At 73.3% G+C, this 18,835-nt stretch carries 15 protein-coding genes; 4 read left to right on the top strand and 11 right to left on the bottom strand.

Annotated features, from left to right (window positions below; genetic code table 11):
- Positions 1 to 2 precede the first annotated feature (2 nt).
- From ACTVAJ_RS24985 to ACTVAJ_RS24955, 7 genes are all read right to left on the bottom strand, one after another.
- Positions 3 to 758: an SDR family oxidoreductase gene (locus ACTVAJ_RS24985; RefSeq protein ID WP_470390702.1), complete on the bottom strand. Its 756-nt coding sequence runs from the start codon at positions 756 to 758 to the stop codon at positions 3 to 5.
- Positions 755 to 1,615: a TauD/TfdA family dioxygenase gene (locus tag ACTVAJ_RS24980; RefSeq protein WP_470390701.1), complete on the bottom strand. Its 861-nt coding sequence runs from the start codon at positions 1,613 to 1,615 to the stop codon at positions 755 to 757. Before ACTVAJ_RS24980 ends, ACTVAJ_RS24985 begins: the two co-directional genes overlap by 4 nt.
- 47 nt (positions 1,616 to 1,662) lie before the next feature.
- Positions 1,663 to 6,021, bottom strand: coding sequence for an AMP-binding protein (locus ACTVAJ_RS24975; protein WP_470390700.1), 4,359 nt, complete (start codon positions 6,019 to 6,021; stop codon positions 1,663 to 1,665).
- Between the two features lie 51 nt (positions 6,022 to 6,072).
- Positions 6,073 to 6,606: a DUF6309 family protein gene (locus ACTVAJ_RS24970; RefSeq protein WP_470390699.1), complete on the bottom strand. Its 534-nt coding sequence runs from the start codon at positions 6,604 to 6,606 to the stop codon at positions 6,073 to 6,075.
- A 12-nt stretch (positions 6,607 to 6,618) separates the two neighbouring features.
- The gene (locus ACTVAJ_RS24965; RefSeq protein WP_470390698.1) at positions 6,619 to 7,413 is read right to left on the bottom strand and encodes a phytanoyl-CoA dioxygenase family protein; all 795 of its coding nucleotides are present in this window, start codon (positions 7,411 to 7,413) and stop codon (positions 6,619 to 6,621) included.
- A 539-nt stretch (positions 7,414 to 7,952) separates the two neighbouring features.
- A complete protein-coding gene (locus ACTVAJ_RS24960) occupies positions 7,953 to 8,825 on the bottom strand; it encodes a hypothetical protein (RefSeq protein ID WP_470390697.1) in 873 nt (290 codons plus the stop codon).
- 323 nt (positions 8,826 to 9,148) lie between these two features.
- On the bottom strand, positions 9,149 to 9,940 hold the full coding sequence (locus tag ACTVAJ_RS24955) for an MBL fold metallo-hydrolase (RefSeq protein ID WP_470390696.1): 792 nt from the start codon (positions 9,938 to 9,940) through the stop codon (positions 9,149 to 9,151).
- Positions 9,941 to 10,062: 122 nt separating this feature from the next.
- Here ACTVAJ_RS24955 and ACTVAJ_RS24950 point away from each other — a divergent pair, with 122 nt between their 5' ends.
- Positions 10,063 to 10,662, top strand: a complete 600-nt coding sequence (locus ACTVAJ_RS24950; protein ID WP_470390695.1) for an ABATE domain-containing protein — start codon at positions 10,063 to 10,065, stop codon at positions 10,660 to 10,662.
- A gap of 3 nt (positions 10,663 to 10,665) precedes the next feature.
- Here ACTVAJ_RS24950 and ACTVAJ_RS24945 read toward each other — a convergent pair whose 3' ends face one another.
- Positions 10,666 to 11,031 (bottom strand): UBP-type zinc finger domain-containing protein, encoded by a 366-nt coding sequence (locus ACTVAJ_RS24945; RefSeq protein WP_470390694.1) that lies wholly within the window; start codon positions 11,029 to 11,031, stop codon positions 10,666 to 10,668.
- Between the two features lie 275 nt (positions 11,032 to 11,306).
- Here ACTVAJ_RS24945 and ACTVAJ_RS24940 point away from each other — a divergent pair, with 275 nt between their 5' ends.
- Positions 11,307 to 11,690 (top strand): DsbA family protein, encoded by a 384-nt coding sequence (locus ACTVAJ_RS24940; protein ID WP_470390693.1) that lies wholly within the window; start codon positions 11,307 to 11,309, stop codon positions 11,688 to 11,690.
- 130 nt (positions 11,691 to 11,820) lie between these two features.
- Here the strand turns inward: ACTVAJ_RS24940 and ACTVAJ_RS24935 are convergent, their stop codons facing one another.
- From ACTVAJ_RS24935 to ACTVAJ_RS24925, 3 genes are all read right to left on the bottom strand, one after another.
- Entirely contained in the window at positions 11,821 to 13,338 is a 1,518-nt protein-coding gene (locus ACTVAJ_RS24935) for a serine hydrolase domain-containing protein (protein WP_470390692.1), read from the bottom strand.
- A gap of 132 nt (positions 13,339 to 13,470) precedes the next feature.
- Positions 13,471 to 15,000: a sodium:solute symporter gene (locus ACTVAJ_RS24930; protein ID WP_470390691.1), complete on the bottom strand. Its 1,530-nt coding sequence runs from the start codon at positions 14,998 to 15,000 to the stop codon at positions 13,471 to 13,473.
- Between the two features lie 33 nt (positions 15,001 to 15,033).
- Positions 15,034 to 16,212 carry an anhydro-N-acetylmuramic acid kinase gene (locus tag ACTVAJ_RS24925; RefSeq protein WP_470390745.1) on the bottom strand — a complete coding sequence of 393 codons (1,179 nt, stop codon included), beginning with the start codon at positions 16,210 to 16,212 and terminating at the stop codon, positions 15,034 to 15,036.
- 285 nt (positions 16,213 to 16,497) lie between these two features.
- Between ACTVAJ_RS24925 and ACTVAJ_RS24920 the strand changes: the two genes are divergently transcribed.
- The gene (locus ACTVAJ_RS24920) at positions 16,498 to 16,803 is read left to right on the top strand and encodes a YrhK family protein (protein ID WP_470390690.1); all 306 of its coding nucleotides are present in this window, start codon (positions 16,498 to 16,500) and stop codon (positions 16,801 to 16,803) included.
- A gap of 164 nt (positions 16,804 to 16,967) precedes the next feature.
- Positions 16,968 to 18,827, top strand: a complete 1,860-nt coding sequence (locus ACTVAJ_RS24915; protein ID WP_470390689.1) for a DNA/RNA non-specific endonuclease — start codon at positions 16,968 to 16,970, stop codon at positions 18,825 to 18,827.
- Positions 18,828 to 18,835 lie beyond the last annotated feature (8 nt).

The raw sequence follows: 18,835 nt of genomic DNA, 5'->3' as shown, positions 1-18,835 counted from the left end.
GTTCACCCCCGGCCCACGAACGGCATCGCCGACGGCAGCACGGTGAGGGACTGGACGTTGGCGTCCAGCGGCATCGACGCCATGAGCAGGACCGCCTCGGTGAACCGCTCCACGGGGATCGTCGGCTCCACGGCCATCGTCCCGTCGGCCTGCATCGCGGCGGGTTGGGCCGCACCGTCCACCGGAGCCACGTTTCCGACGTCGATCTGACCGCAGGCGATGCCGTGTCGGCGCCCGTCCAACGACAGCGCACGGGTCATCCCCAGAACGGCGTGCTTGGCCGCGGTGTAGGCGATGGAGTGGGGACGCGGCACGTGCGCGGAAGGAGCACCGTTGTTGATGATCCGCCCGCCCCGCGGCGACTGCCCCCGCATCACGCGGAAGGCCTCACGGGCGCACAGGAACGTCCCGGTCACGGTGGTGTCCATGATCCGGGTCCAGTCCTCCAGCGCCACGTCCTCGACGGGCGTGCGCGCAACGGCCGCGCCGGCGTTGTTGACCAACAGGTCCACCCGGCCGAAGCGGTCGCACGCGGCCGCGAAGAGGGCGACGACCTCGTCGGGCCTGCTGATGTCCGTCGGTACGGCGGCCATCCGGTGCGCACCGGTCCCCGCGAGGCCGACCGTCTCCGCCAGGGCCTCCTCACGGCGTCCGGCCACGGTCACCGACCACCCGCCCGCGACCAGGGCGAGCGCGCAGGCGCGGCCGAGCCCGCTGCCGCCGCCGGTGACGACGGCCGACCCGGCGCGGCTGTTCACAGGACCTCCGATCGCATCCAGGCGCGCATCACGCGGCGGGAGCGCGGCGGCGGGACGTCGACGTAGGCGGAGCGCCCGTGCAGCACCCGGCTGTTGCGGATGAGCAGGAGATCGCCTGCCTCCAGCAGCAGGGAGAAGGCGATCTCGGGCCGGTACAGGACCTCGTCCAGGACGTCCAGGGCCTCCCACTGGCGGTCGCTCAGCGGGGGACCTCCCCGTTCGGGTGAGGTGCGGACCGTGCGCGTCTGGTAATAGCAGCCCGTGGCCCCGTCCTTCTGCGTGAAGAGGATCGGGGAGACGATGACCTGCGGACCGGCTCGGCCGGTGCGGTCGAAGTACCAGTCCTGCTCCAGCACGGCGAGGATGTCGGGGCGCTCGGCGGCGACGGTGTCCCGGATGGTCTTGGCGCTGGCGAGCTTGGTGAACCCGCCGCCCAGCACGGCGGGTTGGAGGCACAACAGGACCAGCACGTCGCAGGTGTCGCAGTGGAACCCCAGTTCCGTGGCCCCGTCCCCGTCCCTGTCACGCAGCACCTGGACCAGGTCGCCGTCGGCGTTCTGGGGGATGATCTCACCGAACCCGGCCGTGAGGAACCTCAGGACCGACTCGGACTCGTGTTGGGCGTCGGACGGGTCGGTGAGGTTGCGGACCAGCGCGAAACCGGTGTCCCGGCTGCTCGCGCGCACGAAGGCGTCGAGCTTCGCACGGACCGGCTCGGCGGTGCTCCACACCCCCTTCCGGACGTCCGCCCGCACCAGGGCCCGCTCCTCGTCGCTGAGGGAGAGGGACCACCGCTCCCGCCGGGACTCCAGGTCCTCGGTGTTCCACCCGCTGTCGGTCATGGTCTCGTCGGACATGCGTGGCTCGTTCCCTTCGTGGGCGCGGTCGTGGGTCGGTCCTGTGGTCAGAACACCCCTTCGGAGACGGCGGTCGGGGGGAGGAAACCCTCGGCGGTGGCCCACTCCAGGGCCGTCGACCACCATCCGGGGGTCGGCGCGGTGAACCGCACCCCGAGGCGGTCGAGCACGGAGACGGTGTAGGAGCTGTCGATCTCGACGTTGCGCTCCTCCATCTGGGTCCACGCCGAGGCCAGCCCGGCCTCCGTGGGGTGGTGGCGCCCGGCCTCGGCGAGGGCCGCGGCGAACGCGCGGTCATCGGTCAGTTCGACCGGGTGGCCGTGCCGGGCGATCCACTCCACGAGCAGGTCGTGGGGAACCTCGTGGGGGCTCTCGACGTGGTAGGTGCCGGGCGCCGCGTGCGGATGCGTCGCGATCTCCGCGATCCCCGCGGCCACGGTGTCGACGTGGGAGAAGGCGAAGGTCACCGAGGGCCGTCTCGGCGCCGCGCCGGCCATCACGTACCCGCGGACGAGTTGGTAGACGCGGTTGTCCGCGACGTTGTCCTGGAAGGCGCCCGTCCGGCTGTGCGCCGCCACGTGGCCGCTGCGGTGGACGTAACCCTGGCGTCCGGACGCGATCCAGGAACGGACGGTCTCCTCCGCCGCGAACTTCGCCCTCTCGTAGGGGGTCCGGAAGGTCTGGCCGATCCGCAGGTCGGCTTCGCTGAAGCGTCGGCTCGGCCCCTCGACCGCACCGCAGACCGCGAGGGTGGACACGTGGTGCAGGCGCGCCCCCTCCGTCTCGGCGTCGATCCACGACAGGAGCCGCCGTACCGCGTCGTGGTTGGTCCGTTCGAGTTCGGCGGGCGGCGCCACCAGGCGCACGTCCGCCGCGGCGTGGACGACGAGGTGGACGCCTCGGGCCCGCGCCAGTCCGGCCTCCCCGAGCCCGAGACCCTCGCGGTTGATGTCACCGGAGACCACGTCGACACCTCCCCGGGGGAGGTCCGGGTGCCGGGCCGCGTCGACGTCGCGCTCGCCGCGGACCAGGCAGGTCACGTGCGCGCCCCGTGCGGCGAACGCGGACAGCAGGTGTCGGCCCACGAAACCGGTGGAGCCGGTGAGCAGCACCCGGGTGGGCTCGCGGAGTGTCCGGATCCTCGCGGCGGGTGGCGCGGCGGCGTCGCCCTCGTCCGCGCGGACGTGCCCGGTGTGCAGGAGGTGGCCGGAGGTCGACACCGGCGATCGTGTGTGCGGCGGCGGCGCGGCCCCGGCTCCGGCCGCGACGGTCCGCCCGAAGTCGCCCATGACGTCGGCGGCCTCCTGGTGGGACAGGCCGGGACACGCGTACACGAGGTCGGTGACCAGCCGTCCCTCCACGATGCGAGCGGTGAGCCGCGCCAGGTAGAGCGGATCGCCGCTGGGGCAGCGCGCCGTGCCCGCCTGTTCCCGGGCCACGGACCAGTCCAACTCCGGGCAGTCGGGGAGCTGGAAGGTCCCCAGGAAGTTGAAGCCGATCACGGGCCGGACGCCACCGGTGTCCATGGGCAGCTCAGGGGCCGCGCGGACCAGCCGGGCGACCTCCCCGATCCGGTCGTCGGGCGCCGTGGCGTTCGGCGACCGCTTCGGGGTGTCCGCGTCGTGTTCCGCGTCCGGGGCGGAGCCGGTGTCCGGACCGGGACGGTCGACGCTCACCCGCCGCACCGCCGTGAACCACCCGACGGTGTCCGTGTACACGGCGCCCGCACCGCTGGTGTCCCGGCCGTGGGTCTCCACCTCGACGTCGAGCCGGGGGCCCGCGATCCGGTCGGGCACCGCGTCCGCCAGCGCCGACAGCAGCAGCGCCTCAAGACGCTGCGACCGCCCGTGCCGGGCGACGAGCCGGGCGGTGACGTCCTCGCCTAGTGCCCAGGTGAGGGCCGTCGGCGCCGTTCCCGCGCGGGTGGCCCGGTCGGGTGGAGGCGGCGGGAGGGCCGACGGCACCGCACCGGGCGGTTCCGGCGCGGCGGCGCGGGCCCACGCGTAGAAGTCGGCCCTGGGTCCGGCTGCGGTGCTTTGGCCCTGCAGCGCCGCCCGGTAGGCGTGGGCCAGGTCCTCCAGCAGGATGCGCCAGGACAGACCGTCGACGGCCAGGTGGTGCACGATGACCGCGAGCCGGTCGCCCACCCCCGCGGGAGCGGTGAACAGGTGCGCGCGGAGCAGGCGCCCCGAGGCCGGGTCGAGACTCCGGTGGAGCTCGGTGCACAGGCCGTCCACGGTCTGCGCCACCAGCTCCGGACGGACCGGAAGGCGGGAGAAGCTCACCGCGTCCACGTCCTCCTCGGGCCGGGGCTCACCGGCGCCGAACGGGCCGACCGGTCGGCGCAGCGCCGGGTGGCGCCGCAGAAGGTCGCGGACCGCGGCGGCCAGCGCCGCCCCGTCCACCGCGGTGCCGCAGCGCAGGAGGACGGACTGGTTCCAGTGACGGGGGTCGTCGAGCCGCTGGCGGAGCAGCCAGCGCTGGGCCGGGGCGAGCCGCACGGACCGGCCGTCCGCACCGGCCGGGGCCGCTGGCGGGGGTGCCGTGTCGTCCTTCCCGTCGCGGACCGCGGCGGCCAGGAGCGCCGGCGTGGGGTGCTGGTAGAAGTCGTCGAACGTGACGCGGTGACCGCAACGGCGCAGGAACGCGATGGTGCGCATCGCCAGGATCGAGTCCCCGCCGAGGGCGCGCACGTCGGCGTGCGGATCCACGGACGGCAGCCCGAGCGCGCCCGCCCACAGCCGCGCGATCGCCTCGGCCACCGGCCGCCGGGCGCCGCCGTGCGCCTCGGCCGGGCCGGTGTCCGACCGCCGTGCCCTGCGCTCGACGGTCTCGTCCACGATCGCGGTGAGGCGCTCGCGGTCGAGCTTGCCGTTGGGCCCGGTCGGCAGGGACGGCAGTGCGAGGATCGGGTGCGGCACGGCGTACTCGGGCAGACGGTCGCGCAGGTGGGCGCGGAGCGCTGCGGAGCCGTCGCCGTGCGCGGCGTGGGACCCGTCCCCGGACCGGACGGGTCCGTGGTGGCGGTTGCGCGTGGACACCACCGCCATGAGCTGGCGGCCCGCCGGTGTCTCCCGCACGATCACCGCGGCCCGCCCGACAGCGGGGAACTCCTCCATCACCCGTTCGACCTCGACCGGGTCGACGCGAAAGCCCCGGATCTTCGTCTCGCGGTCGGTCCGGCCCACGAACACGAGGTCTCCCCCGGGCCGACGTCGGCACACGTCCCCCGTCCGGTACGCACGCTCCCCGCCGTGGTCGACGAAACGGCGGGCGGTCTCCTCAGGGCGTCCGACGTAGCCGCCGGTGACACCGCTGCCGGCGATGAGCAGTTCGCCCTGCGCACCGTCGCGGACCGGCCTGCCGTCCGCGTCCACCAGGTGCAGCCGCACGTCGCCGAGCGCGGTCCCGACGGGGACGGTCGGCTCGTCCTCGGGCAGGTCGGTTCCGGAGGAGGCGAGGAAGCAGGTCGCGCCGATGGTCGCCTCGGTCGGCCCGTAGTGGTTGACGACCCTGCGCGCGGCACCTCCCCCGGCGAGGAGGGCGGCGGCGAGGGAACGCGGCAGCGCCTCGCCGCCGAGCAGGAGGGTGTCCAGGACCGGCCCGTCCTGGGGGCGTCCGTCCAACAGCGCCGCCATGTGCGACGGGGTCGTTTTCAGGACCGACACGCCGGCGCGGCGCAGCGCCGCCCAGAAGGCCTGGGGGTCCCGCGTCACCTGGTCCGGTACGACGTGCACCGACCCGCCGGTGGCCAGTGCCAGGAGCCAGGCCGTGTGCCCGAGGTCGGCCGCGAAGGTGGTGACGTGCCCGACGCACGGCGCGTCGGAGTCGCCGTAACCGAGCCGGGACCGCAGCGACCCCGCGTAGTGCACGGCGTTGGCGTGGCTGACCGACACGGCCTTGGGCTCCCCGCTCGACCCCGACGTGAACGACAGGTAGGCCGGCTCCCCCGCCAGTTCCGGGGCGGCCGGGTTCCCTCCCGGTACGCGGGCGGGGGCGGTCGCGGCCGCCGCGTCGACGTCGACGACGTCGGTCGGGCGCGCGCCCGGTGCCCTGAGAGCCGGGTCGGGGGTCAGTGCGCGTCCGACCGCGACGGCGTCCAGGCGGCGGCGAAGGTCCGCCCCGCTCCAGTCCGGATCGGCCAGCACCGCCGCGGCGCCGGAGCGGAGCACGCCGTACAGCAGGGCGCACACCCGGGCGTCCCGTGCCCCGAGGACGGCCACGCGGTCACCGCGGCCGACGCCCTCGGCGTTCAGGGCCGCTCCGACGTGGTCGGCGACCGTGTCGAGCGCGCGGTAGTCGAGCACGCGGGCCCCGTCGGTCAGGGCGGTGCGGTGCGGATGGCTGCGCGCCGCGTACGTCAGCAGATCGGGAAGTGACAGAGCGTCTCGGTGTGCACGCCTCACGTTCGGCCGTCCCTCGGCTCGTGCGGTCTGGTGGTCGGTCGGTGCCCGGTGTCAGCGCGGTCCGGCGGTGGGGTCCCCGGCCACGAACGCGTCCAGCCCGTCCCGCTCCGGCAGGCGCTCCCCCAGTTCCCAGGCGATCATGCGGTGCAGGCCGTCGAGGTGGAAGAGGCCGTCCCGGGCGAGGAGGTCGGAGTAGTCGGAGTGCGGGACGGGGCGGACGCTGAGGTAGACGGGGGTGAACGGTGACCCGCGCATGAGGTCGAGCTTGCGGGTACAGGTGGGGTTCGCCCGTGCCAGCTGCGCGCCTCCCGAGCGGACGCGCTCGGCCGCCTGCCCGACGGTCAGCCCGACGCGCGGGACCAGTTCGTGCCCGCCGCCCTCGCTGAGGTGCCAGGGCAGAGTGACGCCGAGGACGTCGGTCCGGGAGAGCCGGACCCTGAACCAGCTGCGGAACATCGCGTCCGCCATGTCCAGAACCTTCTCACCGTCCTGGTTGGTGTTGTTCTCATGCGACCGGTCGGCGGGATGGTCCCGGGTGAAGACCTTCTTGACCTCGGCGAAGCCGACCGGACTGACGATGTCCACGCTGGTGCTCCCTCATACGGTGCCGTACTCGGAGAAATGGCGCGCCGAGAAGAGTTCCGGCCGCCGTCCTCCGTCCAGGTTGAGTTCCCGAGCGCGGGCGAGCATGTACCGCCAGTACGGCTTCACCGGCCGCCATCGCGCACCCGTCTGACAATACGAGGCGTCGATGAAGTAGCGCGGCTGTCCGGTGGCGCCCGCGGCGGGTCTGCGCGCGTGGAAGAGGGCGGAGTTGAGCAGGACGGTGGATCCGGGGGGCAGGGAGTCGACGACGACCTCGCCCGGGAGGCTGGCGACGCCGAGGTGGGAACGCGCGGTCCTGTCGGCGCGCTCGCGGTGGGAACCGGGCAGGAGGGCGAGGCCGCCGACCGTCGGGGAGAGTCCTCCGGGGTAGTGCAGGGCGTGGACCATGACCAGTCCGTGGTCCTCGGAGTCGTTGGGCTCGTGGTCGTGGTGCCACGGCTTCCCCCCGACGTCGGGTCCGTGCCGGGCGCTGTGCAGGTGGTGGAAGACGAACGAGGGTCCGATCAGGTTCGTGAGCACGTGCATGAGCGGCTCGTAGGTGAGGAGTTCGCCGTGCGCGGGGAGCTCCAGCTCCAGCGTGGGAGGCGGGCCGGAGGCGTCGTGGCCGACGCAGGCGGCGATGGAGAGGTCGCGCAGTCCCCCGTCCACCCAGTGGTCCACCTCGGGGATGAGCCGGCTCAGGAGGTGGTCGGGCAGGAGGTTGGGGAGAAGAAGGAATCCGGACTCGGCGAAACGCTCCCGCCACGTGTCTTCGTTGTCGATTTCACCGAGCAGCGGACGTGCCAAATCATCACCTCTCATCACGTGTGGCCGGAGTGATCAACACGGGGGAATCGCAGGTCGACGCAGGGACCGAAGGCTCTGGGAATGGCGTGGGCACGAGAGCGGGCGCCCCAACCGGCCGCGGTCCGCGAGGTGGCGCGGTGCAAAGCGGGCGACGGGACGGTCACCGGTTCACGTTTGGCTCTCACTTATTGTGCATCCGGCGACACCGATGTCAAGAGGGCCCGTGGAGAACAGAACACGGGAAAAGACATCGCCATGACGCACATATGCCCTGGTCAGAGATCCCGAAGAAGCGAGACCCGAAAACACTCCGCAGCTTTTCCGGACAGGTGACTCCTACCGTTGGCCAAGGTGAACCTGATGATCGTGTTACACAGAACAAGATAATTCTCTGTAATATGCGAAGAATGTCGCATTCGACGCGATCCTCCTGCGGCCATTCCCCGCCGAAGATCATTCCCGCTTCCCGCTGGGTACCGGGGCGACACGTGAGGCGCCGCAATGTCGGCCATCGTTTCTTGGGACCGGCGGCGGCACGTTCACCGGGCGCAGGAACACACCTCGGCGGGGTGACGGCATCCGGGTGTCGGCGAGGGCGCCGCCCGGCGGACGGGCGGACCGAGCAGTCCCGGCTGGGCAGCCACCCGCCCCTCGGCGCGGAAGAGTCGGCGCACCGTGTCGCGCACGGCCGGATCCCCGGCCCGCTCCACGAACGACTCGGGGGTGGAGCCGCACACACGGCGCAGTTCGGCCGACTCCATCAGCAGGGCCCGGATCAGGGTGACCTGGCCGGTCAGCCCGCGCGGCCGCCCCTCGCCGTCCAGCAGGCAGCCGTGCCCGCCGACGTAGACGGAGCAGGACCGGAGCCGCGTGCCCGACTCGAGCGTGACGGGGTACCGCTCGGCCGGCAGGAGCCGCCGCCGGTAGTTGGGTTCGGTGGCGTCCAGCGCGCGCAGTTCCGCGTCGTCCGGCCAGAGGACGAACAGGCGGCTGGTCCGGCCGGGGGACGCGACGGGGGTCGCCGGAACGTAGCCCGAACGGTTCACGTGCGCCGACACACCCGGCGCGACACCGTCCACGTCGGCCCACGTCATCGGGATGACCGGCGGTTCGGACCGGCCGAGGAACTTGCGCCGCAGCTGGGCGGGCGCGGCGTTGGACCCCACCGCCACAACCGGGTGACGGCCCGCCATGCCGGAGCGTTCCACCCGTGAGAGCACACCGGCCAGCGGGACCCGATCGCCCGCGAACTCCACGCAACGGTCGCCCACCGGCGTGTCCCGGCAGGGCCCGAGCGGGAGGTAGTCGTCTCCCAGGAGGAGACCCGACGTGTCGGGGATCCTGCCCGGATACGTGAGGGGAAGAGTCGTCGGATCATCGCCGAACGCGTCGGCGACCTGGATGTCACTCACTGGGCGCCCACCTCACAGGCAGGGAGGGTGCGGCGATCGCCCGGCCTGGTCGAAACCATGGCGCGCACCGGTACATCTTCGTGGTACCCCGTGCGGCGCTCTCCTCCCCGGGGCCTTTGCACCGGACGGACACAGAGCGGGAGCGAAGGCCCCGGTCGGCGACATGCGGCACGCTCTCCCGGGGGGTGCCTTCCCCACGGCGCAGGGGCGGTCGCGGCACCCTGCCGCGTACGAGGCCCGGGTTCGCGGACCGGCACCTGGGCCGGCCCACCGGAGCCGAAGCCGGCGCGCGACCCTCGTGTGGCCCCTCCGCCCCGGTGGGGTCAGCCGCGACTGCCCCAGTCCAGCCGGTCGGCCAGCCCCGCCCTCCCGAAGGCGGCCGCCAGGTCCGCGCGCCCCTCCGTGAAGTGGGTCCAGCCGTCGTAGTGGACGGGCACCACGCGGTCGGCGTCCAGGATCCGGCCGGCCTCGGCGGTCTGGGCGCTGTCGAGGACGAGGGGCCGACCGTCGAAGAGTCCGGGGAACCGGGGCGCTCCGGCGAACATCACGGCGGTGCCGATCGGGGCGAAGCGCCCGGCGATCTCACGGACCAGGTCGAGGGAGGCGTTGTCGCCGCTGACGTAGACGGTGGGCAGGCCCTCACCGGACAGGACGAAGCCGACGACCTGGCCGGTGAACGGTTCGACCTCCTCCCGCGGCCCGGGGCCGTGGACGGCAGGGACGGCGGTCACGGTGACCGTGCCGCCCCCGGGGCGGTCCAGCTCGGTCCGCTCCCAGTCGGCCAGGCCCCTGGCCCGCGCCCCGAGGCGCTGACCGCCGCCGGGGGTGGTGAGGGTGAGCGGGACGTCGGCGAGCAGCGCGCGGCCGGAGTCGTCGAGGTTGTCGGGGTGCTCGTCGTGGGAGAGCAGCACGACGTCCACGCGGCCGAGGTCGGCGGGCGCGCCCGCGGCGGGCGCGGTCTTGGTCAGGGTGGGGCCGCCCGGCCTGGGGTGGTCGCCTGGTCCGTCGAAGGTCGGGTCGGTCAGGAAGCGCAGGCCGCCGTACTCGAAGAGGGCGGTCGGGCCACCGAAGACACGGACGGGAAAGTGGTCGTTCGTCGTGGCGGACGAGGACATGACAGAAGCTCCTCACGGATACATTCGTTGTTGACCGTGACAAGAGCGTAGGCGAGTCTCACGGTCTTTGGCAATTTCAAACGTGAGACTCGTGGATGGCGGTGCCCCGTACCATGAAGTCCATGGAAGACCCCACCACCACCGAGCTCGAACTGCCGCCGGCGCCGGGCGAGGACCGGTACTCCTCCCTCGCCCTCGCCAACAGCGTCATCGCGCTCCCGGGCGGGCGCTTCGCCGACCTCCTCGGCACTCCCTTGGCGGCGAACCGGTGGATGGCTGAGCGCGGTCTGGCCCCGGTGGACGCGGGCATGCGGGAGATGTGCGCGGCACAGCTGCGCTCACTGCGTGAACAGGTCAGGGCGCTGTTCGCCTCGCGCGCCGAGGGGCTGCCCGCCCTGCCCGCCGCGCTGGGCGCCGTCAACGACGCGCTGACCCGTGTCCCCACCGCCCCGCTGCTGCTGTGGGACGCCAGGACCGGCCCCTACCGCGCCGCCACCCACCCCACCACCCGGATCGTCGACCACGCCCTCGCGGTCCTGGCCGCCGACGCCGCCGACCTGCTGACCGGCCCCGACTCCGAACGCCTCACCGCCTGCGGGTCACCCCCCTGCAACCGGTACCTGATCCGGCACGGCCGCCGCCACTGGTGCTCGACCCGCTGCGGCGACCGCGCCCGTGCGGCCCGCGCCTACGCCCGGCGCTCCCAGGCCGGGGCGGACTGACGGTCAGTGCAGGTGGGCACGCCAGTCAGCCGGGACCCTGCCGGCCGGACCGGGCGAGGGCTGGGACGCGGGCCGGGAGGTCGGCTCGCAGAGCGCGGGGCCCCGGTGGAACGTCCGGGTCTCCAGGTTCCAGAACCAGTCCTCACCCGGCTCGAAGCTGGCCAGGAACGGATGCCCGGCCGCGCGCGCGTGGGCGGTGGCGTGCTGCGAGGGCGAGGAGTCGCAGCAGCCGATGTGTCCGCAGGCGGCACAGCGGCGCAGGTGCACCCACCAGCCGGGGCCCTCCCCGGCCAGGCACTCCACGCAGCCCTCGCCGCTCGGCGGGACGGTCGGATCGATACCGCTGCTCTCGGCGTCCGCCACGGTCACGCACCTCCTCGGGCCTACGGGGGCATCGTACGCCGACGGGCGCCGGGCCGCCCGGAGACGGGCCCTCAGCCTCGACACGGACTCGCGGTCACCAGCGCGACTCCACGCAGGCCGCCGGTGCGCCCCGGACTCGCGAGCGTCGCCCACGCACGAGCAGGCCCCGGGCAGGACCGCCGAGTCGCGGTTGCGCGTGCCGCACACCCCGGTCACGCCCCCGACGCGGACGGTCCGAACAGTGGGAGCTTCCCGACCCGCGAGCCCCCACCGTCCGTCGCATGAGGCGACACACGCCCTTCACCGACCTGTCCGCCGAGGCGGGCTGGTGGACGGCGGGGCGGGAGGGGCACAGTGAGGAGATGGACGTACAACTCCTCTACCTCGACGGCTGCCCCCACCGGGAGCTGGCCCGGACACGCCTGAGCCGGGCGCTCACGCTCGTCGGCCGCCCCGACGACGTGGTCGGCCTGGTCGCCGTACGCACCGAGCAGGAGGCGCGGGAGCGGGGTTTCCCCGGCTCGCCCACGATCCGGGTGAACGGCCGCGACCCGTTCCCGCACAGCGGGTCCTTCGGCCTCTCCTGCCGGGTCTACCCGACCCCGGAGGGACTCGCGGGCGCCCCGACCGTGGACCAGCTCGTCCGCGCGCTCACCGGCCCGTGACCGCGTGCTCCCGGTGGACGACGGGCCGGTCGGCGGCGCCCGTGTCGCCTCCCCGGGGACGGTGCCGGTCACGGGGGTCGACCATGCGGCCGACCTGTCACGGGTGGCCGCCCGCGAGCGTCGGCCCCGGTCACACCGGGCGGCCTCCCGCGCGGTGCTCCCGCACCAGACCCGCGACGCGCGCGGTGACGACCGCCGTACAGCCCAGGGCGGCCGCGGCGAGCAGGACGACGAGGGTCGGGTACAGGTAGGGCACCTGGACCCAGGCCACGTCGCGCCCCCGGTACAGGAAGCCGACCACGCGGTGGACCTCCGCCAGGAGCAGCGGCGGCAGGGCCAGCGGCAGCAGCCGTGCCACCGCCCGGAGCGGCCTGCGCGCCCGGAGCCGCGCCCAGCGCCCCGAACGCCGCACACCGCGCCAGGCCGCGGCGACCACACCCGCGGTCAGCGCGAGCAGCGCCGCGTCGATCCACGGCGACGCGGTGTCCGGGGCCGGACTCGGTACCTCCTCACCCTCCAGTACGGCGATCAGCGCCTCGGCGATCACCTGGGCGTCCCCGTGGGCCATGCCGGTGTTGGCCATGACGGCGAGGCCGTGGCCGGACTCGGGCAGCAGGGCCTGGTAGGCGGTCGAGGTGAACAGGTCGCCGCCGTGCGCGACGAGCGTCGAACCCGACGCGGTCTCCCCCACGGACCAGCCGAGCGCGTAGGAGCCGGAGTCCGGTGAGGGCGTGTGCGCCAGCGCGACGCTCTCGGGCGTACCGATCCGGCCTCCCCCCGGCCCCACCCCACCGTTGTTCTGCGCGACCAGCCAGGCGGACATGTCCGCGGCGGAGCTGATCACGCCGCCGGAGCCGTTGCCGAAGGCGCGCGGTTCGGGCACCGCCACCGGCTGTCCGAGCACCCTGAGGTGACCGTGTGCGCTGGGCGGCAGGTCGCGTTCGGTGTCGCCGGTGAAGCTGTCCGCCATTCCGAGCGGGTCAAGGACGAGGTCCTTGAGCGCCTCGGCGAAGGGTCGGCCGGAGACGACCTCGACGAGCCGCGCGGCGACCTGGAAGTTGGGGTTGTGGTACTCGTGCCGCTCCCCCGGGTCCGCGGCCAGCCGACCGGTGCGCATGCCGGCCACCGCCTCGCGCAGGGTGTCGGGCTGGTCGCGGGTGAAGGCCGGGAACGTGGTGTCGGACATCCCGGAGGTCTGGTCGAGGAGCTGGCGCACGGTGATCCGCGAGGCGCGCGGATCGGCCATCACGAACTCGGGCAGGTAGGCGGCCACGGGCTCGTCCAGGTCCACCTCACCCGCCTCGACCAGCCGTAGCACGGCGGCCGCGGTGAAGGACTTGCTCACCGAGGCCACGGCCATCGGCGTGTGGGCGGTGACGGACCGGCCCGCGGGGGTGGTGCCGTAGCCCGCCGCGTGCACGGTCCGGGTTCCGTGGGTGAGGGCCACCGCGACGCCCGGGACTCCCCTGGCCCGCATGTGCTCCCGGACGACGGTGTCGATCACCGCGGGCGCGGTGGCGGACGCGGTGTCCATCGCCGCGGAGGTGGTGGCGGCCGTGCCCGGCGCGGCCGCCACGGGGATCAGGAGGGCGAGGCACAGGGCGGCGACGCCGTGCGCGAGGGCTGGGAACGGTCGGAGTGCGAACACCCGTGGCACGCTAGTCGCGCGCGGCGGCCGCGACGATGGGGGCGACCGCCCGGTCCCGGTGGTGGGGACCCCCGGTCGGGGTTGTGGCCCACCCCAGCCCGAGAGGGGGCCGCACGGCTCGGCGGTCGCCGCTCAGGCCCGCTCCTCCCCCTCCAGGGCGCCCTCCGAAGGACGTGTGCCGCCGGTTCCGTCCCCGCCGGTTCCCACCTCCGGCGCCGGGTCGCGGTGCCGGAGCGAGAGCAGGGAGCCCAGGCCGAGCACGACGGACACGCCGATGGCCGTGTACCAGGTGAACCCGACCAGCTCGCGCTCGAACAGGAACAGCCAGGCCATGGTCGCCACGGCCGCGCAGAAGGCGGCGAGGGCGTCGGTCTGGCGCGCCCGGCGCACCCACAGGCCCAGGAGGAACGAGCCGAGCAGGCCGCCGTAGGTCAGGCTGGCCACGGACAGGCCCAGTTCGACGACCGGGTTGTCGGTACCGGTGAACATCGCGGCGGCACCGACGAACACCAGCCCCCAGCCGAGGGTGAACAGCCGCCCGAGCCGCAGGCCCCGGGCGGCGGCGAGCGGTCGGCGGGTGAACCGCTCGTACAGGTCGACCATGGTCGAGGAGGACAGCGCGGACAGCGACGAGGAGAGCGTGCTCATGGCCGAGGCCATGATCCCGGCGAGGAGCAGGCCCGACAGCCCGGGGGGCATCCCCTCGACGACGAACGTCGGGAACACCTCGTCGGAGCCGGAGAGCCCGAGCCGGTCGACCGGGGCGCCGTCGAAGTAGGAGTACAGCGCCAGGCCCACGGTGAGGAACAGTGCGAACTGGAGGAACACCACGACGCCGCTGCCGATCACCGCCTTCTGGGCGTCGCGCAGGGTGCGGCACCCCAGCAGCCGCTGCACGATGATCTGGTCGGCGCCGTGCGAGGCGGTGGACAGCAGGGCGCCGCCCAGCACCGCGGTGACCGTCGCGTAGGGGGCGGAGACCGGGTTGGACGTGAGGTCGAGGAAGCGGGTCTTGCCCTCGTCGGCCGCGACGGCGAGGAAGTTCGCGTCCAGGCTCGTGACGATGACGGCCAGCGCGACGACGCCGCCGACCGCGTACAGCCCCATCTGGGCCACATCCACCCAGACCACGGCCCTGATGCCGCCGACGAGCGTGTACAGGACCGTGACCGCCGCGAGCAGGGCGATGATGGCGAGGTAGGACAGCTCCACCCCGTAGTGGTCCAGGACGATCTTCATCGGGATGGCCGCCGCGAACAGGCGCACCCCGTCGGCGAGCAGGCGGGTGAACAGGAAGGTGACCGCGGCGGTGCCCTGCATGCCGCGGCCGAAGCGCCGCCCCAGGTAGGTGTAGGCCGTGGTCATCTCGCCCTGGTGGTACCGGGGCAGGAGCACGAAGGCCACGATGACGCGCCCGACCAGGTAGCCGACCGCCACCTGGAGGAACGTGACGTCGCCCAGGTAGGCGATGCCGGGGACGCTGATCACGGTCAGGGCGCTGGTCTCGGTGGCCACCACCGACAGGCACACCGCCCACCAGGGCAGCCGTCCGGCACCGACGAAGTAGTCCCTCAGGTCGCGTTGCCGGCCCGACAGCTTCAGCCCGAGCCACGCCGAGCACAGCAGGTACACGGCGATGACCACGAGATCGACTGGTTGCACTGCGGTCCTCCGGGGGTGAGGTGTGCGGATGGCTCAGGCGGCCCGCGCGTCCACGCGCAGGAGCCGGGGGAGGGTGGTCGCGGGTTCGGGCAACCGGAGCGGGGCGTGTCCGGGGGTGAGGCGGCCCGCCACCGGTGCCCGTCGGGCACCGGTGCAGGCGGGCACGGAGCCGGGCAGTCCGTGCCAGGTGAGGAAGCCCAGGAGGGCGAAGAGGTAGGCCTCCTTCGCGTCGCCGGGCAGTCCGAGGCGGTCGAAGGTGCCGAGCCTGGCCGGGGCGATCCGGGCGGCGATCCGTTCCATGAGGACCGGGTTGCGCACGCCGCCGCCGGAGGCGAGCACCTCGGTCACCCCGTGGGGGCGCAGCGCGTCGGCGACGGTGACGGCGGTGAGCTCCACCAGGGTGGCCACCAGGTCGCCGGGGTCGGGCACGGCGACCCGCCGCAGCGCCGCGTCGAGATGGGCGGGGCCGAACAGTTCGACGCCGGTGGACTTGGGGGGAGGGAGGCGGTAGTACGGCTCGGCGAGCAGGTACTCCAGCAGGGCGGGGTCCCGGCGGCCGGAGCGGGCGAGCGCGCCGTCGGCGTCCAGGTCCGCGCGGCCGCCGGTGATCCGTCGCACGGCCGCGTCGATCAGGGCGTTGGCCGGACCGGTGTCGAACGCCGTCGGCGGGGCGCCGGGGCGAACGACCGTGGCGTTGGCGATGCCGCCGAGGTTCAGGGCGGCGGCCGGTTCCGCGCGCCCGCCGAGCAGGAGCACGTCCAGCAGGCTGGCCAGGGGCGCTCCCTGTCCGCCCGCGGCCACGTCGGCCGCGCGCAGGTCGGACGCGACGGGCAGACCGGTGGCCTCGGCGATCCACGCGGGCTGGCCGAGTTGCAGGGTTCCGCGCACCGCGGCGTCCTCGACCCAGTGGAACAGGGTCTGGCCGTGGGAGGCGACCAGGTCGGCCCGGCCCCCGGCGAGTTCGTCGATCCCGTACCGGGCGGCCTGGGCGAACTCGGCTCCGATCCGGGTGTCCAGGCGGCAGACGGCCTCCAGGGTGGTCGCCGCGGGAGGCAGGGCGTCGCGGATGGCGCGGCGCAGGTCCGCGGAGTAGGCCACGGTGCGGTGGCCCAGCGGTGCCAGGCCCACGAGCGGGCCGTCGAGGCGCAGCCGTGCGGCGGCGACGTCGATACCGTCGGCCGAGGTGCCCGAGGAGAGCCCGACGACGATCATGGGGCGCACGGCCGACACGCGCACGGCCGGGCCGACCGCCCCGGACCGCTGGACCATGGGTCCCCGTGGACCCGCCCGACGCCCATCCGCACCTCCGACCGCACACCGGCTATCACCGATATACCTCGTTCCGGCGCGACGTCAATCCCCTGGCCCGCCCCTCCACGGGGAACCGCCATGCGTATTCATTGCCGTACGTTCGGCGGCCGCGGGGTGATTCGGGTGCGGCCCGGGGTAGGGCCGTCATCTGTACGCGAGAAGACGAGCCCCGCCTCGGGAGGCACCATGCCCGGCCCCCACACGGAGAAGCCGTTCGACGTGCGGATCGGTCGGCGCGAACTGGTCATCCGACAGCGCTACGAGGCGGCGAGCATCTCCAACGACATCCTCATCGGCCTGTGGTTCGTCGTGGGGAGCATCATGTTCCTCTCCCCTGTCTGGGCGACCACGGGAACGTGGCTCTTCCTCATCGGCAGCGTGCAGATGCTCGTCCGCCCGGTCATCCGCCTGTCCCGGCTGGTCCACGTTCGGCGCGTCCGCTCCCGCTCGGGGGTGGGACCGGCCTCCCATGAGGCGTCGATGGATTTCTGACAGGACCGGCCGAAGGCCCCCGGCGAACACCCGGACCGGCGTGCTGGGACGCTGACTCAGTTATGTCTTTTCTGGGTGGAATGTGGGGTTTCTCCAGCGTTAGCCTGGGAAAACGAGCAGGAGTTCCAGTGGGGACTGAGCATCGGTTCCGAGGAGATCCTCCCATGGCCACCGAGCACGGGAACACGTCCTTCGAGGGCGCCCCTGACCAGAGCGGACTCGTCGCCGCCCTCAAGAGGTTCATCCGGACCCAGGGAGAGGGCTACCTGAGAGATCCGAACGTCTCCTCCATCGGCATCGCCCGCCGGACGACGGACGGTGCTCCGGAGGGGGAGATCACACTCCAGTTCACGGTCGACGAGAAGGCCCAGCCCGAGCAACTGGAGGCGCTGGGCACGAGGAAGCTCCCGGAGTCGATCACCGTGGACGGCGTCGAGGTGCCCACGCAGGTGCTCCAGCGCAGCTACGAGCCCCAGTTCCGGGTCGTGACCGAGGCCGAGAGCCCGACCCGCCAGAAGCGTCTGGACCCGGCGCTCCCCGGCGTGAGCGTCGGACACGTCGACGTCTCGGCGGGCACCATCGGCTGCATCGTCTTTGACAGACACGACGGAACCCCCTACGTCCTGAGCAACTGGCACGTACTGCACGGAGCCTCCGGCGCACCGGGCGAGGACGTCGTGCAGCCGGGACAGGCGGACGACCCCCACACCGACCGCAACCGCCTGGGCAGGTTGGCCCGTTCCCACCTGGGCCTGGCGGGGGACTGCGCGGTCGCCACGGTCGAGGACCGCCGTTTCGACACGGACATCCTCGACCTCGGTGTCGCGCCGGAGGAGCTGGGCGAGCCGGAGATCGGCGACACGGTCGTCAAGAGCGGACGGACGACCGGGGTGACGCACGGCGTGGTCCGCAGCCCCTTCACACTGGTCCAGATCGACTACCGCGGCGTGGGGCCCCGGAACATCCTCTGCTTCGAGATCGGCGTCGATGAGGACCTACCACCCGAGAACGGGGAGATCAGCCTGCCCGGCGACTCGGGCTCGGTGTGGATGTTCACGGACCCCGGCGGCCGACCGGGCAGGGTTCTGGCGGGCCTCCACTTCGCGGGTGAGGGCCGGGCGGATCCGGACGAGCACGCGCTCGCCTGCCTGCCCCAGCTGGTCTTCGAGGAGCTGGGGATCGCGCTGCGGCCGCCCGTACCCGAAGCGGTGGAGGTGCTGGAGGGGTACAACCCCAACTTCCTGGGCACACGTGTGCCGGTCCCGCGTCCGGACCCCAGGATCGAGCACGACCTGTTCCGGCTCGGGGACACCGACGACATCCCCTACACGCACTTCTCCCTGGCGCTGAGCAGGTCGCGCCGCTTCGCCCTCTGGGTGGCCTGGAACATCGACGGCGGTGCGCTCAGGAGGCTCAGCCGCAGGGGGATCCCGTTCTCCAGGGATCCGAGGATTCCGGACGAGGCACAGGTCGGCGACGAGCTGTACCGGGCCAACCGGGTCGACCGGGGACACCTGGCCCGCCGGGCCGACCTGCTCTGGGGCGGCCCGGCCGAGGCCGGGAAGGCCAACACGGACTCGTTCTTCTTCACCAACATCGCTCCGCAGATGGACGACTTCAACCAGAGCAGCCGAGGCGGGTTGTGGGGACGGCTGGAGGACGCCGTGTTCGACGACGTGGAGGTCGACGACCTGAGGGTGAGCGTGTTCGCGGGGCCGGTCTTCCAGAGCGACGACCGGCTCTACCGCGGGATCCGGTTGCCGCGCGAGTACTGGAAGGTCCTCGGCTTCTGCGACCACGGCGAACTCAGGACCGCGGCGTTCCTGCTGACGCAGAGCCTCGACCGGCTGGAGGCGCTGGAACTGGACGAGTTCCGCGTGTTCCAGGTGGCCCTGAGCGAGGTGGAGGAGCGCGTCCGCCTGCGGTTTTCCGACTCCCTGCACGAGGCGGAGACTCTGGTCGTGCCCGAGACGCTCGCGGAGCGCACACCCCTGGGAAGCCTGTCCGAGATCCGCTGGGTCTGACGGGTCCG

The organism is Nocardiopsis sp. KDC1DS13DA1 (genome assembly GCF_055632325.1).
This window is presented reverse-complemented; position numbering and strand designations above follow the sequence as displayed.